Source organism: Streptomyces sp. NPDC004542 (genome assembly GCF_040610035.1).
Taxonomy (GTDB): Bacteria; Actinomycetota; Actinomycetes; order Streptomycetales; family Streptomycetaceae; genus Streptomyces.
Genome location: NZ_JBEXLP010000042.1, coordinates 45,854 through 61,606, shown reverse-complemented (window position 1 = coordinate 61,606; position 15,753 = coordinate 45,854). Strand labels below are relative to the sequence as shown.

The 15,753-nt window shown below is 69.0% G+C and carries 13 protein-coding genes and 1 tRNA gene; 12 read left to right on the top strand and 2 right to left on the bottom strand.

Annotation, left to right across the window (positions count from 1 at the left end; translation table 11 throughout):
• The first annotated feature begins 135 nt into the window (after positions 1–135).
• The 3 genes from ABZX30_RS22840 to ABZX30_RS22830 all read left to right on the top strand — a co-directional run bounded on the left by ABZX30_RS22840 (position 136) and on the right by ABZX30_RS22830 (position 3,519).
• Entirely contained in the window at positions 136–705 is a 570-nt protein-coding gene (locus ABZX30_RS22840; RefSeq protein WP_355936147.1) for a TetR/AcrR family transcriptional regulator, read from the top strand.
• Positions 706–799: 94 nt separating this feature from the next.
• On the top strand, positions 800–2,272 hold the full coding sequence (locus tag ABZX30_RS22835) for a DHA2 family efflux MFS transporter permease subunit (protein WP_355936144.1): 1,473 nt from the start codon (positions 800–802) through the stop codon (positions 2,270–2,272).
• A 191-nt stretch (positions 2,273–2,463) separates the two neighbouring features.
• Positions 2,464–3,519 (top strand): UDP-N-acetylmuramate dehydrogenase, encoded by a 1,056-nt coding sequence (locus ABZX30_RS22830; protein WP_355936142.1) that lies wholly within the window; start codon positions 2,464–2,466, stop codon positions 3,517–3,519.
• Between the two features lie 37 nt (positions 3,520–3,556).
• Here ABZX30_RS22830 and ABZX30_RS22825 read toward each other — a convergent pair whose 3' ends face one another.
• On the bottom strand, positions 3,557–4,597 hold the full coding sequence (locus ABZX30_RS22825) for an adenosine deaminase (RefSeq protein WP_355936139.1): 1,041 nt from the start codon (positions 4,595–4,597) through the stop codon (positions 3,557–3,559).
• Positions 4,598–4,746: 149 nt separating this feature from the next.
• Entirely contained in the window at positions 4,747–5,973 is a 1,227-nt protein-coding gene (locus ABZX30_RS22820) for a pyridoxal phosphate-dependent aminotransferase (RefSeq protein ID WP_355936136.1), read from the bottom strand.
• A gap of 260 nt (positions 5,974–6,233) precedes the next feature.
• Between ABZX30_RS22820 and ABZX30_RS22815 the strand changes: the two genes are divergently transcribed.
• From ABZX30_RS22815 to rpoB, 9 genes are all read left to right on the top strand, one after another.
• A tRNA-Trp gene (locus ABZX30_RS22815) sits at positions 6,234–6,306 on the top strand.
• 107 nt (positions 6,307–6,413) lie between these two features.
• Positions 6,414–6,695: a preprotein translocase subunit SecE gene (gene secE, locus ABZX30_RS22810; RefSeq protein ID WP_355936134.1), complete on the top strand. Its 282-nt coding sequence runs from the start codon at positions 6,414–6,416 to the stop codon at positions 6,693–6,695.
• An 80-nt stretch (positions 6,696–6,775) separates the two neighbouring features.
• Positions 6,776–7,645: a transcription termination/antitermination protein NusG gene (gene nusG / locus ABZX30_RS22805; RefSeq protein WP_355936133.1), complete on the top strand. Its 870-nt coding sequence runs from the start codon at positions 6,776–6,778 to the stop codon at positions 7,643–7,645.
• A 167-nt stretch (positions 7,646–7,812) separates the two neighbouring features.
• The gene (gene rplK, locus ABZX30_RS22800; RefSeq protein ID WP_316750050.1) at positions 7,813–8,247 is read left to right on the top strand and encodes a 50S ribosomal protein L11; all 435 of its coding nucleotides are present in this window, start codon (positions 7,813–7,815) and stop codon (positions 8,245–8,247) included.
• A 98-nt stretch (positions 8,248–8,345) separates the two neighbouring features.
• Positions 8,346–9,071: a 50S ribosomal protein L1 gene (gene rplA, locus ABZX30_RS22795; RefSeq protein WP_355936130.1), complete on the top strand. Its 726-nt coding sequence runs from the start codon at positions 8,346–8,348 to the stop codon at positions 9,069–9,071.
• Between the two features lie 166 nt (positions 9,072–9,237).
• Positions 9,238–10,155 carry a hypothetical protein gene (locus ABZX30_RS22790; RefSeq protein WP_355936127.1) on the top strand — a complete coding sequence of 306 codons (918 nt, stop codon included), beginning with the start codon at positions 9,238–9,240 and terminating at the stop codon, positions 10,153–10,155.
• A 493-nt stretch (positions 10,156–10,648) separates the two neighbouring features.
• A complete protein-coding gene (rplJ, locus tag ABZX30_RS22785) occupies positions 10,649–11,179 on the top strand; it encodes a 50S ribosomal protein L10 (protein WP_355936126.1) in 531 nt (176 codons plus the stop codon).
• Between the two features lie 116 nt (positions 11,180–11,295).
• A complete protein-coding gene (gene rplL / locus ABZX30_RS22780) occupies positions 11,296–11,682 on the top strand; it encodes a 50S ribosomal protein L7/L12 (protein WP_355936124.1) in 387 nt (128 codons plus the stop codon).
• A 585-nt stretch (positions 11,683–12,267) separates the two neighbouring features.
• The gene (gene rpoB / locus ABZX30_RS22775; protein WP_355936121.1) at positions 12,268–15,753 is read left to right on the top strand and encodes a DNA-directed RNA polymerase subunit beta; all 3,486 of its coding nucleotides are present in this window, start codon (positions 12,268–12,270) and stop codon (positions 15,751–15,753) included.

The window sequence follows — 15,753 nt, the reverse complement described above, 5'->3', positions numbered from 1 at the left end:
CACCACCCGGCCCCGGTTGGGCGGGGCGCCCGCACCCGGCGAGCGCCCCTCGCACACGGGCCCGGCTCACCTGCGTCCCAGCCGTCGCCATCCCACCCCCTTGATTGATTAGTGATTGAGTACTAACTTTCTCGCATGGTCAGGATGAGCGCAGAGGAGAGGCGCGAGAGCGTCGTCCGTGCGGCGATGAGCGAGTTCGCGCGGGGCGGCTACCACGGGACGTCCACCGAGGCGATCGCCAAGCGGGTCGGGGTCTCGCAGCCCTATCTCTTCCGGCTCTTCCCGGGCAAGAAGGCCATCTTCCTCGCGGTGGCCGAGCGGTGCGTGGAGGACACCATCCGCACCTTCGAGGAGGCCGCCGACGGGCTGGAGGGCGAAGAGGCGCAGCAGGCCATGGCGAACGCGTACGTCAAGGTCATCGCGGAGCGGCCCGAGCGGCTGCAGATGCAGATGCAGATGTACCTCGCTGTCACGGCCGCCGAGGAGGAAGGCGACCACGCCTTCGGGGAGTCCGTGCGGGCCGGCTGGCGGCGCCTGTGGGACACCGTGCACCTGCCGCTCGGCGCCGACGTGAACGAGACGACGACCTTCATGGCGTACGGGATGCTGATCAACTGCCTGGTGGCCATGGGGTTCCCGCCCGGGGACCGGGTGTGGGAAGGGATCTACCCGTCGGCGCGGGCCACGGGCCGGCAGCAGAAGTAGGGGCGGGTGGCGAGGGCGGTGCCGACACCGCTTGCCCGCAGAAGTTAGTGATCGATAACTATTAAACGGTCAACGAGCACTCCCTGGGGGAGAGATGCCACAGCAGACAGCCGAACAGCAGACAGCCACGACGACCGCACGTCGCGGGGGAGCCGTCTGGGCCCTCGTCATCACCAGCGCCGCCGGATTCATGGCGTCCCTCGACAACCTCGTCGTCACCACCGCCCTGCCCTCCATCCGCCAGGACCTGGGCGGCGCGCTGGACGACCTGGAATGGACCGTGAGCGCCTACACGCTCACCTTCGCCGTCCTGCTGATGTTCGGCGCGGCGCTCGGTGACCGGTTCGGCCGCCGCCGGCTCTTCCTCGCCGGGCTCACCGTCTTCACCGCCGCCTCCGCGGCCGCCGCCATGGCACCCGGCATCGGTTCCCTCGTCGCCGCCCGTGCCGTCCAGGGCGCCGGCGCCGCCGTCATGATGCCGCTGACGCTGACCCTGCTGACCGCGGCCGTGCCCGCTGCCAAGCGCGGAACGGCGTACGGCATCTGGGGCGCGGTGAACGGCCTCGCGGTCGCCTCCGGGCCCCTGATCGGCGGCAGCCTCACCGAACACGTCTCCTGGCACTGGATCTTCTGGCTGAACGTCCCGCTGGGCCTCGCCCTGCTGCCGCTCGCCCGCCTGCGCCTCGCCGAGTCCCACGGCACCGGCGCCCCGCTCGACGTACCCGGCACCCTGCTCGCCAGCGGCGGCCTCTTCGGGATCGTCTACGGACTCGTCCGCGGGCCCGCCGACGGCTGGACCGACACCGTCGTGCTGACCGCGCTGTTCGCCGGCGGCGCCCTGCTGGCCGGCTTCGTCCTCTACAGCACCCGCGCCGAGAACCCGATGCTGCCCATGCGGCTGTTCCGCTCCCGCGCCTTCTCCGGGATCAACGCGGCCAGCCTGCTGATGTTCGTCGGGATGTTCGGCTCGATCTTCCTGCTCAGCCAGTACATGCAGGGCGTGCTCGGCTACTCGCCCACCGAGGCCGGCTTCCGGATGCTTCCCTGGACCGGGATGCCGATGCTCGTCGCGCCGGTCGCCGGGATCCTCTCCGACCGCGTCGGGGGCCGCCCGATCGTCGCCACCGGCCTGTTCCTGCAAGCCCTCGGGCTCGGCTACCTCGCCTCCGTGGCCACGGCCGACGTCTCCTACGCCACACAGCTGCCCGGCCTGATCGTCAGCGGTATCGGCATGGCCCTGTACTTCGCCCCGGCCGCCAACCTCGTGATGTCCAGCGTCCGCCCGCACGAGCAGGGCATCGCCTCCGGCGCCAACAACGCGCTGCGCGAGGTCGGCGGCGCCCTCGGCGTCGCGGTCATGGCCTCGATCTTCTCGGCACAGGGCGGCTACGCGTCCGCGCAGAACTTCGTCGACGGCCTGAAGCCCGCCCTGATGACGGGCTCCGGAGCCGTCGCACTCGCCGGCGTCGCGGCACTGCTGATCCCGGGCGGACGCAGCGCCGCGGCCCCGGTCGTGAGCCCGGCCGAGCCGGCACCCGCCCCGGTCGTCGAAGCGGCCTCCCGCTGACCGCGATCGCGCCGCAAAGGCCACCGCAAAGGCCACCGGAAAGGCCACCGCAAAGGCCACCCGGAAGGCCGGGGGTCCCGTGAGAAGCCCACGCGCGCGTGGGGACGGAGAACGGCATGACGGCCCGGCGTGCCGCCGGGCCGTCGGCCTGTGCCGGGGCGCTGTCGGTGCCGTCTCGTAGTCTTGGGCGCGTGCAGGAACTCCACGACGCCCCTCTCGCCCCGCTGACCACCTTCCGGCTGGGCGGTCCCGCGACCCGGCTGGTCACCGCCACCACCGACGCCGAAGTGATCGACACCGTCCGCGAGGCCGACGCCACCGGCACACCGCTCCTGGTCATCGGTGGCGGATCGAACCTGGTCATCGGCGACAAGGGCTTCGACGGCACGGCCCTGCGCATCGCCACCACCGGCTTCGAACTGCGCGGTGAGACGCTGGAGCTGGCGGCCGGTGAGGTGTGGACCGACGCCGTCGCCCGCACCGTGGAGGCCGGACTCGCGGGCATCGAGTGCCTCGCCGGCATCCCGGGCTCGGCGGGCGCGACACCGATCCAGAACGTCGGCGCGTACGGCCAGGAGGTCTCCGCGACCATCACCGAGGTGATCGCCTACGACCGCAGGTCCCACGAGACGGTCACGCTCACCAACGACGAGTGCGCCTTCGCCTACCGCCACAGCCGCTTCAAGGCCGACCCGGCGCGCCATGTGGTGCTGCGCGTCCGCTTCGCCCTGGAGGACGCGGACGGGCTGTCGGCGCCGATCAGGTACGCGGAGACGGCCCGCGCCCTCGGCGTCGCACCGGGCGACCGGGTGCCGCTCGCCGCCGCCCGCGAGACCGTCCTGAAGCTGCGCGCCGGCAAGGGCATGGTCCTGGATCCCGACGACCACGACACCTGGTCGGCCGGGTCGTTCTTCACCAACCCGATCCTCACCGACGCCCAGTTCGACGCCTTCCACGCGCGCGTGCGGCAGCGGCTGGGCGACGGCGCCGAGCCGCCCGCCTACCCGGCGGGGGAGGGCCACACCAAGACGTCGGCCGCCTGGCTGATCGACAAGGCCGGCTTCACCAAGGGCTACGGCACCGGACCCGCCCGCATCTCCACCAAGCACACCCTCGCCCTCACCAACCGGGGCGGCGCCACCACCGAGGACCTGCTGTCCCTGGCCCGCGAGGTCGTCGCCGGAGTCCACGAGGCCTTCGGCATCACACTGGTCAACGAACCCGTGACGGTGGGCGTCAGCCTGTAGGCGGTGAGGTCAGCGGCTCGCCGCCCCTGCGGCCACGTCAGGCGCCCGGACCGCTGAGCCAGTCGTCCACGCCCGCCAGCAGCTTCGCCTTCACGCCCTCCGGCGCCGCCGAACCCCGGACCGACTGCCGGGCCAGCTCCGCCAGCTCGGCGTCGGAGAAATCGTGGTGCACGCGGGCGATCTCGTACTGGGCCGCGAGCCGGGAGCCGAAGAGCAGCGGGTCGTCGGCGCCCAGCGCCAGCGCGACCCCGGCCTCGAAGAGCGTGCGCAGCGGCACGTCCTCCGGCTTCTCGTACACCCCCAGCGCCACGTTCGACGCCGGGCACACCTCGCAGGTCACCCCCCGGTCCACCAGCCGCTCCAGCAGCCGGGGGTCCTCCGCGGCGCGCACCCCGTGGCCGACCCGGGAGGCGTTCAGGTCGTCCAGGCAGTCCCGGACGGAGGCCGGGCCGGTCAGTTCGCCGCCGTGCGGGGCCGACAGCAGGCCGCCCTCCCGCGCGATGTGGAAGGCGCGGTCGAAGTCCCGTGCCATGCCCCGCCGCTCGTCGTTCGACAGCCCGAAGCCGACCACGCCCCGGTCGGCGTACCGCACCGCCAGCCGGGCCAGGGTGCGGGCCTCCAGGGGGTGCTTCATCCGGTTCGCCGCGACCAGCACCCGCATGCCCAGGCCGGTCTCCCGCACCGCCGTGTCCACCGCGTCCAGGATGATCTCCAGGGCCGGGATCAGCCCGCCCAGCCGGGGGGCGTACGAGGTCGGGTCCACCTGGATCTCCAGCCAGCCCGAACCGTCCTTGAGGTCCTCCTCGGCCGCCTCCCGTACCAGCCGCTGGATGTCCTCCGGCTCCCGCAGGCACGAGCGCGCCGCGTCGTAGAGCCGCTGGAAGCGGAACCAGCCCCGCTCGTCCGTGGCCCGCAGCTTGGGTGGTTCTCCGCTGGTGAGGGCATCGGTCAGCGCCTCGGGCAGGCGCACGCCGTACTTGTCGGCCAGCTCCAGCAGGGTGGTGGGCCGCATCGACCCGGTGAAGTGCAGGTGCAGATGGGCTTTCGGCAGCTCAGAGACATCACGTACACGCTCCATTGGAGGATCCTGCCGTACGTCCGCGGCGTACCGGTAGCCGTTTCCCCATTCGTGGTCTTGCTCGCACGGGCGTGCGGACAGACGAGCGGGCCGCCTCCCCGGAGGGAGACGGCCCGCGTCGCGCGCGTGCGGCGCGCCGGACGTCGGCGTCAGTCCTGCGCCTCGGCCAGCAGCTTCTGCAGCCGGCTCACGCCCTCGACCAGGTCCTCGTCACCCAGCGCGTACGACAGACGCAGGTAGCCCGGGGTGCCGAAGGCCTCGCCCGGGACGACCGCGACCTCGGCCTCCTCCAGGATGAGGGCGGCCAGCTCCACCGTGTTCTGCGGGCGCCTGCCCCGGATCTCCTTGCCGAGCAGCGCCTTCACCGACGGGTACGCGTAGAAGGCGCCCTCGGGCTCCGGGCAGAGCACGCCGTCGATCTCGTTGAGCATCCGCACGACGGTCCTGCGGCGCCGGTCGAAGGCCTCCCGCATCTTCTCCACGGCCGACAGGTCACCGGAGACGGCGGCCAGGGCGGCTACCTGGGCCACGTTCGAGACGTTCGACGTGGCGTGCGACTGCAGGTTCGTCGCGGCCTTGACGACGTCCTTCGGGCCGATGATCCACCCGACCCGCCAGCCGGTCATCGCGTACGTCTTCGCGACGCCGTTGACCACGATGCACTTCTCGCGCAGCTCGGGCAGGAGCGCGGGCAGCGAGGTGAACTTCGCGCCGCCGTAGACCAGGTGCTCGTAGATCTCGTCGGTAAGCACCCACAGACCGTGCTCGACCGCCCAGCGGCCGATCGCCTCGGCCTCCTCGGCGCCGTAGACCGCGCCGGTCGGGTTCGAGGGGGAGACGAAGAGCACGACCTTCGTCCGCTCCGTGCGGGCCGCCTCCAGCTGCTCCACGCTCACCCGGTAGCCGGTCGTCTCGTCCGCGACGACCTCCACCGGCACGCCGCCGGCCAGCCGGATCGACTCCGGGTACGTCGTCCAGTACGGCGCCGGGACGATGACCTCGTCGCCCGGGTCGAGGATCGCGGCGAAGGCCTCGTAGATGGCCTGCTTGCCGCCGTTGGTGACCAGGATCTGCGCGGGGTCCACCTCGTAGCCGGAGTCGCGCAGCGTCTTCGCGGCGATCGCGGCCTTCAGCTCGGGCAGACCGCCGGCCGGGGTGTAGCGGTGGTACTTGGGGTTCTTGCAGGCCTCGACGGCCGCCTCGACGATGTAGTCCGGGGTCGGGAAGTCGGGCTCGCCCGCGCCGAAGCCGATCACCGGACGCCCGGCGGCCTTCAGGGCCTTGGCCTTGGCGTCCACGGCGAGGGTGGCGGACTCGGAGATCGCGCCGACTCGGGCGGAGACCCGGCGCTCGGTGGGAGGGGTTGCAGCGCTCATGGGGCCCATGGTTTCAGACCGGAAACCTGCCCGGCACACGGGTTTCACCCACTGAACAGATCGTGCCGACCCGTGAACAGCAGTTCGAATCCGTACCGGGGGCAGGACGATCTCCCGGCCGGAGAACCCGTACGGGCACTTTCTGTTCGACGCCGGGCCCGCGACCACGTACACTCTCACCTCGTTGGCCTCCAGCCGCCGCGGCACAGCCGGTGCACACCGAGCACCCGGTCGGATGCGGTACGTTGGGGAGCACACAAAGGGTCGTAGCTCAATTGGTAGAGCACCGGTCTCCAAAACCGGCGGTTGGGGGTTCAAGTCCCTCCGGCCCTGCTACACACACCGCCAGGATGTGTGCGCATGTACGTACAGCAATGCACCGCCGTGCGGCTCTGGAACCGGGCGCGGCACGGCCACGACCCGGGATCAGGTGAGGACGAATGACGGACGCCGTGGGCTCCATCGACACGCCTGACGCCGATGAGGTGCAGGAGGCCAAGAAGGCCCGCAAGGGCGGCAAGCGTGCCAAGAAGGGCCCGCTGAAGCGCCTCGCTACCTTCTACCGCCAGATCATCGCGGAACTCCGCAAGGTCGTCTGGCCCACGCGCAACCAGCTGACGTCGTACACCACCGTGGTGATCTTCTTCGTCGCCATCATGATCGCGCTGGTGACCGTGATTGACTATGGGCTCAACCACGCGGCCAAGTACGTCTTCGGCTGAGCCAAGAGCGAAGGGCGCCGTGGTACCGGCGCCCGTTTTCGCATGTTCCACCCCTATGTATCCAGGAAGAAGCAGCCATCGTGTCTGACCCGAACCTGAACGACGCCACCGAGCCTCGCGAGAATGCCGCCGAGACGGTGGACGACGAGCTCGACATCGTCGAGGGCGCGGATGAGCAGGACGAGTTCGAGGCTGCGGAAGCCGCACTGGGTGAGGCTGCCGAGGAAGCCGCCCTGCACGTCGAGGACGAGTCCGGTGACGAGGAGTCCGACGAGGACACCGGCGCCCCGGCCGTGGCCGACGAGGCCGAGGCCGAGGAGGAGGCCGAGCCCGTCGACCCGATCGAGGCCCTCCGCGAGGAACTGCGGACCCTGCCCGGCGAGTGGTACGTGATCCACACCTACGCCGGTTACGAGAACCGCGTGAAGACCAACCTGGAGCAGCGTGCCGTCTCGCTGAACGTCGAGGACTACATCTTCCAGGCCGAGGTGCCGCAGGAAGAGGTCGTCCAGATCAAGAACGGCGACCGCAAGACGATCAAGCAGAACAAGCTGCCGGGTTACGTCCTGGTCCGCATGGACCTGACCAACGAGTCCTGGGGCGTCGTCCGCAACACCCCGGGCGTCACCGGCTTCGTCGGCAACGCCTACGACCCCTACCCGCTGACCCTGGACGAGATCGTCAAGATGCTCGCCCCGGAGGCGGAGGAGAAGGCCGCCCGCGAGGCCGCCGAGGCCGAGGGCAAGCCGGCCCCGCAGCGCAAGGTCGAGGTCCAGGTCCTGGACTTCGAGGTCGGCGACTCGGTCACCGTCACCGACGGCCCGTTCGCCACGCTCCAGGCGACCATCAACGAGATCAACCCCGACTCCAAGAAGGTCAAGGGCCTGGTGGAGATCTTCGGCCGGGAGACGCCGGTCGAGCTCTCCTTCGACCAGATCCAGAAGAACTAGTTCCTTCTGGACGTACCGCTTCCGTGCAGGTCAGGCGACGCTTGAGCGGCGCCTGACCTGCACGGTTTTAAGCCGCGCATCTATACCCGTTATCGTTGTGCGGTATGCCTGCGTCCGGGTGGTCCCCGGAAGCGGGCAGGACCCGAACCGAAAGGACCCGGAGAGCTATGCCTCCCAAGAAGAAGAAGGTCACGGGGCTCATCAAGCTCCAGATCCAGGCCGGTGCCGCCAACCCGGCTCCGCCGGTCGGCCCGGCGCTGGGTCAGCACGGCGTCAACATCATGGAGTTCTGCAAGGCCTACAACGCCGCGACCGAGTCGCAGCGTGGCTGGGTCATCCCGGTGGAGATCACGGTCTACGAGGACCGTTCCTTCACCTTCGTGACCAAGACGCCGCCGGCCGCCAAGATGATCCTCAAGGCCGCGGGCATCGAGAAGGGCTCCGGCGAGCCGCACAAGACCAAGGTCGCCAAGATCACCGAGGCGCAGGTCCGCGAGATCGCCCAGACCAAGCTGCCCGACCTCAACGCGAACGACCTGGACGCCGCGGCGAAGATCATCGCCGGTACCGCGCGTTCCATGGGCGTCACGGTCGAGGGCTGATCCCCACCCCGTAGCAGTCATGCGGCCGTGGCCGGTCGCACGTGGCAGGGCCTGCTCGGCCCGTACCACGACTCCTTTCAGAACACACAGGAGCAGTTGTGAGCAAGCGCAGCAAGGCCCTCCGCGCTGCGGACGCCAAGATCGACCGGGAGAAGCTCTACGCCCCGCTCGAGGCCGTCCGTCTCGCCAAGGAGACCTCCACGACCAAGTTCGACGGCACCGTCGAGGTCGCCTTCCGTCTGGGTGTCGACCCGCGCAAGGCCGACCAGATGGTCCGTGGCACCGTGAACCTTCCGCACGGCACCGGCAAGACCGCCCGGGTCCTGGTCTTCGCGACCGGTGACCGTGCTGCGGCCGCGGAGGCCGCGGGCGCCGACATCGTCGGCTCCGACGAACTGATCGACGAGGTCTCGAAGGGCCGTCTGGACTTCGACGCCGTCGTCGCCACCCCGGACCTCATGGGCAAGGTCGGTCGCCTCGGCCGCGTCCTCGGCCCGCGTGGTCTGATGCCGAACCCGAAGACCGGCACCGTCACCCCCGACGTCGCCAAGGCCGTCACCGAGATCAAGGGCGGCAAGATCGAGTTCCGCGTCGACAAGCACTCGAACCTGCACTTCATCATCGGCAAGGTGTCGTTCGACGACAGCAAGCTGGTGGAGAACTACGGCGCCGCGCTGGAGGAGATCCTCCGTCTGAAGCCGTCCGCCGCCAAGGGTCGCTACATCAAGAAGGCCGCGATCAGCACCACGATCGGCCCCGGCATCCCGGTCGACCCGAACCGCACCCGCAACCTCCTCGTCGAGGAGGACCCGGCCGCCGTCTGAGCCCCGCGCTCACCCCGGTAGCCGCGTCAGCGACGTGACGATAAAGGGCGGGCCCCGCAACCTTTCGAGGTGCGGGGCCCGTCCCTTTTCCCGTACGGCCTTTCGTACGACCGTCAGTGGCCTGGGCTACGGTGCAGGCACACAACTCGCTTAGGGGTGGGACGAGATGAAGAGCACGACCGTGCGCCGGGTGACCCTTTCCGCCGTGGTGCTGACCGCGCTCACCGGGGTGGCCGCCTGCGGCACCGACGACGGGAACCCCGGAAAGGGCGACAAGGCGGGCGGCACCGGCGTCACGCACCTCAGCCCCATCGCCGCCCTGCGCTCGGCCGAGAAGTCCACCGACAAGGCCGACTCGGCCAAGGTCCGTTCCAGCACGACCATGGGCGACACGATGTCCATGACGGCCGACGGCGCCCTTTCCTGGGGCGACGGCATGCGGGGCAACCTCACCATCGAGTACACCGGCGGCCAGATGGCCGACGCGATGCGCAAGGCCGGCTCGACGTCGATGGAGGCCCGCTATCTGCCGGACGCCTACTACGCGAAGATGAGCGAGAAGTTCGCCCAGCAGTTCGGCGGCAAGCACTGGATCAAGTACGCGTACGACGACCTCGCCAAGATCGCCGGCGGCTCGGGCGCGTACCTCAAGGACCAGATGCAGAACACCACGCCGAACCAGTCGGTGAAGCTGCTGCTGGCCTCCGGCGACGTGAAGAAGGTCGGCGAGGAGAAGGTGGCCGGTGTGCAGACCACGCACTACTCGGGCACGGTGAACGTCGCCGACCTCGCCGGCAAGAGCAGCAATCTCAGCGCCGGCCAGCTCGCCGACCTGAAGAAGCAGCTCAGCCAGGCCGGCGTCACCACGGACACCGTCGACATCTGGATCGACGACCAGAACCTGCTGGTCAAGAAGGTCGAGAAGGCGGACATGGCGACCGGCAGGATGACCAGCACGGCGTACTACACCGACTACGGCGTGAAGGTCTCCGCCGAGGAGCCCCCGGCCGGTGACACCAAGGACTTCAAGGACCTCATGAAGTCCTCCGGGACCGTGGCGGGCGGCGCCGGCACCAGCTCCTGAGCCGCACGACCGCGCCGGCCGCCCGGACTGACGGTCCCCGGTCCGCGCGCGCCGGGCGAACGGGGGCATGCCGGGTCGCCGGGCCGCGTCGCACCGGGCCGGTGCCGGGTCGGGCCGGGTGGACACCGGGCGACCCCGGGTCGCGCAGGGCGGTCCCGCGCCGAGCGGTCCCGTGCCGGGTCCCGGCGGGCCGTGCCGAACGGGGGGAGCGGGTGGATTTGCTTGGCCGCGACCCGTTCGCGTACTCTCTTGCAGAAGCCAAAGACCGCTGGTCGTTGCCGTGCGCTCGCCGAGAGGGTGCGGTGGCCGAAGGATCCGCTGAAAATGCGGGCGACCCGCGCAGGTGTCAGTGGAAGAACTCCCGGAGCAGGTGCGTAGCCGCGCATGCGACCGGTCGAGTCCGCCCCGTGCGCCTGCGCCGGGGCGTTTCGTTTTCCCCAGTCCTCCTTCGGGTCCGCGCGGTCAGAATCACCCGGAAGGAGGCCGAGGCTCTATGGCGAGGCCCGACAAGGCTGCCGCAGTGGCCGAGTTGACGGAGCAGTTCCGCAACTCCAGCGCTGCCGTGCTGACCGAGTACCGCGGTCTCACCGTGGCGCAGCTCAAGACGCTGCGCCGGTCGCTCGGTGAGAACGCCCAGTACGCCGTGGTGAAGAACACGCTGACCAAGATTGCGGCCAACGAGGCCGGGATCACGACGCTGGACGACCTCTTCAACGGTCCGACGGCTGTCGCCTTCGTCACCGGTGACCCGGTGGAGTCGGCGAAGGGTCTCCGTGACTTCGCCAAGGACAACCCGAATCTCGTCATCAAGGGCGGTGTCCTTGACGGCAAGGCGCTGTCCGCCGACGAGATCAAGAAGCTTGCGGACCTCGAGTCCCGCGAGGTTCTGCTCTCCAAGCTGGCGGGTGCCATGAAGGGCAAGCAGTCCCAGACTGCCGCGCTCTTCCAGGCGCTCCCCTCGAAGCTCGTCCGCACCGTGGAAGCGCTTCGTGCCAAGCAGGACGAGCAGGGCGGTGCCGAGTAATTCGGCTCGCTTTCTGACCCCGGCCGCATGAGGCGGCAGAGGTCACAGCGGGCCAACGTACGCCCGCCACTCATGTACATCCGGCACCTGCCGAATTAGTGGAAGGATCGCCCATCATGGCGAAGCTCAGCCAGGAAGACCTGCTCGCGCAGTTCGAGGAGATGACCCTCATCGAGCTCTCCGAGTTCGTGAAGGCCTTCGAGGAGAAGTTCGACGTCACCGCCGCCGCCCCGGTCGCCGTTGCCGCCGCCGGTGCCCCGGGCGCCCCGGCCGCCGAGGCCGCCGAGGAGAAGGACGAGTTCGACGTCGTCCTCACCGCCGCCGGTGACAAGAAGATCCAGGTCATCAAGGTCGTGCGTGAGCTGACCTCCCTGGGCCTGAAGGAGGCCAAGGACCTCGTGGACGGCGCCCCGAAGCCCGTTCTCGAGAAGGTCGCCAAGGACGCCGCCGACAAGGCCGCCGAGGCCCTCAAGGGCGCCGGCGCCTCCGTCGAGGTCAAGTAAGACCTCACGGGTCGGCCACGACCCGCGCGCCGGCCGGAACGGTCCCGTAGGGCTGTAACGGTCACGCACCGAAGAGCGATCATCCATCCGGGTGGTCGCTCTTCGTCGTTTCCGGGGTCCGGCCACGGTTGCCTTGCGCCCGTGATGGTGAGGGGTAAGGTGATCTTCGTCTTGTCCCCGGGTACCCCGGTTCGGGCCAGGGGGGCCTTGACGAACCGCACGCAGCGCGCAATTCTCAGGACGCGTCGTCACAAGGATCCGAATCCGAGGCATGGATCGACGGCGAAGAGGGCAGTATCAACGTGCGTTGAGGGCAGCATGCCGAGGGCGTTGAGAAGAGCGGTGAGCACAGCGAGGGTCTCAGGAAACCCGCACTGGACATCAGTGGGCCAAGTGGCTACACTGACCCTTTGCGCTGCCTGTTAGCTGTCCCCTGCCCGTCACCAGGGGTCTGCCCTCATCCGAGCATCGACGACAAACCTTTCCCGACCTGGTCTTTTGGCCAAACGGGCACAGTCTGTCTCTATGCGCGGGAGAGGGGCCGGTACGCGCGTAGTGAGTCCGAGCCCTCGGAAGGACCCCCTCTTGGCCGCCTCGCGCAACGCCTCGACCGCGAATACGAACAACGGCGCCAGCACCGCCCCGCTGCGCATCTCCTTTGCAAAGATCAAGGAGCCTCTCGAGGTTCCGAACCTGCTCGCGCTGCAGACCGAGAGCTTCGACTGGCTGCTCGGCAACACCGCTTGGCAGAGTCGGGTCGAGGAGGCTCTGGAGAACGGTCAGGACGTCCCCACCAAGTCCGGCCTCGAGGAGATCTTCGAGGAGATCTCCCCGATCGAGGACTTCTCCGGGTCGATGTCGCTGACCTTCCGCGACCACCGCTTCGAGCCGCCGAAGAACTCGATCGACGAGTGCAAGGAGCGCGACTTCACGTACGCCGCGCCCCTCTTCGTGACGGCCGAGTTCACCAACAACGAGACCGGCGAGATCAAGTCCCAGACCGTCTTCATGGGCGACTTCCCGCTCATGACGAACAAGGGCACCTTCGTCATCAACGGCACCGAGCGTGTCGTGGTGTCGCAGCTGGTCCGGTCGCCGGGTGTCTACTTCGACTCCAGCATCGACAAGACGTCCGACAAGGACATCTTCTCGGCCAAGATCATCCCGTCCCGGGGTGCCTGGCTGGAGATGGAGATCGACAAGCGTGACATGGTCGGTGTCCGCATCGACCGCAAGCGCAAGCAGTCCGTCACCGTCCTGCTCAAGGCGCTCGGCTGGACGACCGAGCAGATCCTCGAGGAGTTCGGCGAGTACGAGTCGATGCGCGCCACCCTGGAGAAGGACCACACCCAGGGCCAGGACGACGCGCTGCTCGACATCTACCGCAAGCTGCGCCCGGGCGAGCCCCCCACGCGCGAGGCCGCGCAGACGCTGCTCGAGAACCTCTACTTCAACCCCAAGCGCTACGACCTCGCCAAGGTCGGCCGCTACAAGGTCAACAAGAAGCTGGGTGCGGACGCTCCGCTCGACGCGGGCATCCTGACCGTCGAGGACGTCATCTCGACGATCAAGTACCTGGTGAAGCTGCACGCCGGCGAGACCGAGACGACCGGGGACAGCGGCGAGACGATCGTCGTCGAGACCGACGACATCGACCACTTCGGCAACCGTCGTCTGCGCAGCGTCGGCGAGCTCATCCAGAACCAGGTCCGTACGGGTCTGGCCCGTATGGAGCGCGTGGTGCGCGAGCGCATGACCACGCAGGACGTCGAGGCGATCACGCCGCAGACCCTGATCAACATCCGGCCGGTCGTCGCCTCCATCAAGGAGTTCTTCGGCACCAGCCAGCTGTCCCAGTTCATGGACCAGAACAACCCGCTGTCCGGGCTGACGCACAAGCGTCGTCTGTCCGCGCTCGGCCCGGGTGGTCTCTCCCGTGAGCGGGCCGGCTTCGAGGTCCGTGACGTGCACCCCTCGCACTACGGCCGCATGTGCCCGATCGAGACGCCGGAAGGCCCGAACATCGGTCTGATCGGTTCGCTCGCCTCGTACGGCCGGGTCAACGCGTTCGGTTTCGTCGAGACCCCGTACCGCAAGGTCGTGGACGGCCAGGTCACCGACGAGGTGGACTACCTGACCGCCGACGAAGAGGACCGGTTCGTCATCGCGCAGGCCAACGCCACGCTGGGCGACGACCTCCGCTTCGCCGAGGCCCGGGTGCTGGTCCGCCGCCGTGGCGGCGAGGTCGACTACGTCGGCCCCGAGGACGTGGACTACATGGACGTCTCGCCGCGCCAGATGGTGTCGGTCGCGACCGCCATGATCCCCTTCCTCGAGCACGACGACGCCAACCGTGCCCTCATGGGCGCGAACATGATGCGCCAGGCCGTGCCGCTCATCAAGTCCGAGGCGCCGCTCGTCGGCACCGGCATGGAGTACCGCTCCGCGGTCGACGCCGGCGACGTGGTCAAGGCCGAGAAGGCCGGTGTGGTCCAGGAGGTCTCCGCGGACTACATCACCACCGCCAACGACGACGGCACGTACATCACGTACCGCCTGGCCAAGTTCGCCCGCTCCAACCAGGGCACCTCGGTCAACCAGAAGGTCATCGTCAACGAGGGCGACCGGATCATCGAGGGCCAGGTCCTCGCCGACGGTCCGGCCACCCAGAACGGCGAGATGGCGCTCGGCAAGAACCTGCTCGTGGCGTTCATGCCGTGGGAGGGTCACAACTACGAGGACGCGATCATCCTGTCGCAGCGCCTCGTGCAGGACGACGTCCTCTCCTCGATCCACATCGAGGAGCACGAGGTCGACGCCCGTGACACCAAGCTCGGCCCCGAGGAGATCACCCGGGACATCCCGAACGTCTCCGAGGAGGTCCTGGCCGACCTCGACGAGCGCGGCATCATCCGCATCGGTGCCGAGGTCATCGCCGGTGACATCCTCGTCGGCAAGGTGACCCCGAAGGGTGAGACCGAGCTGACCCCCGAGGAGCGCCTGCTGCGGGCGATCTTCGGTGAGAAGGCCCGTGAGGTCCGTGACACCTCGCTGAAGGTGCCGCACGGCGAGACCGGCAAGGTCATCGGCGTGCGCGTCTTCGACCGCGAGGAGGGTGACGAGCTTCCCCCCGGTGTGAACCAGCTCGTGCGCGTGTACGTGGCGCAGAAGCGCAAGATCACCGACGGTGACAAGCTCGCCGGCCGCCACGGCAACAAGGGTGTCATCTCCAAGATCCTGCCCATCGAGGACATGCCGTTCCTCGAGGACGGGACCCCGGTCGACATCATCCTCAACCCGCTCGGCGTCCCGTCCCGGATGAACCCGGGACAGGTCCTGGAGATCCACCTCGGCTGGCTCGCCAGCCGCGGCTGGGACGTCTCCGGCCTCGCCGACGAGTGGGCGCAGCGCCTCCAGGCCATCGGCGCCGACAGTGTCCAGCCGGGCACCAACGTCGCCACCCCGGTCTTCGACGGCGCCCGTGAGGACGAGCTCGCCGGTCTGCTCGAGCACACGATCCCGAACCGCGACGGCGAGCGCATGGTGCTCCCGACCGGTAAGGCACCGCTGTTCGACGGCCGCTCGGGTGAGCCGTTCCCGGAGCCGATCTCGGTCGGCTACATGTACATCCTGAAGCTGCACCACCTGGTCGACGACAAGCTGCACGCCCGCTCCACCGGCCCGTACTCGATGATCACCCAGCAGCCGCTGGGTGGTAAGGCCCAGTTCGGTGGCCAGCGGTTCGGCGAGATGGAGGTGTGGGCACTCGAGGCCTACGGTGCCGCCTACGCGCTCCAGGAGCTCCTGACCATCAAGTCCGACGACGTCACCGGCCGCGTGAAGGTCTACGAGGCCATCGTCAAGGGCGAGAACATCCCCGAGCCCGGCATCCCCGAGTCCTTCAAGGTGCTCATCAAGGAGATGCAGTCGCTCTGCCTGAACGTGGAGGTGCTGTCCAGCGACGGTATGTCCATCGAGATGCGTGACACCGACGAGGACGTCTTCCGCGCTGCGGAGGAGCTCGGCATCGACCTGTCCCGGCGCGAGCCGAGCAGCGTCGAAGAGGTCTGA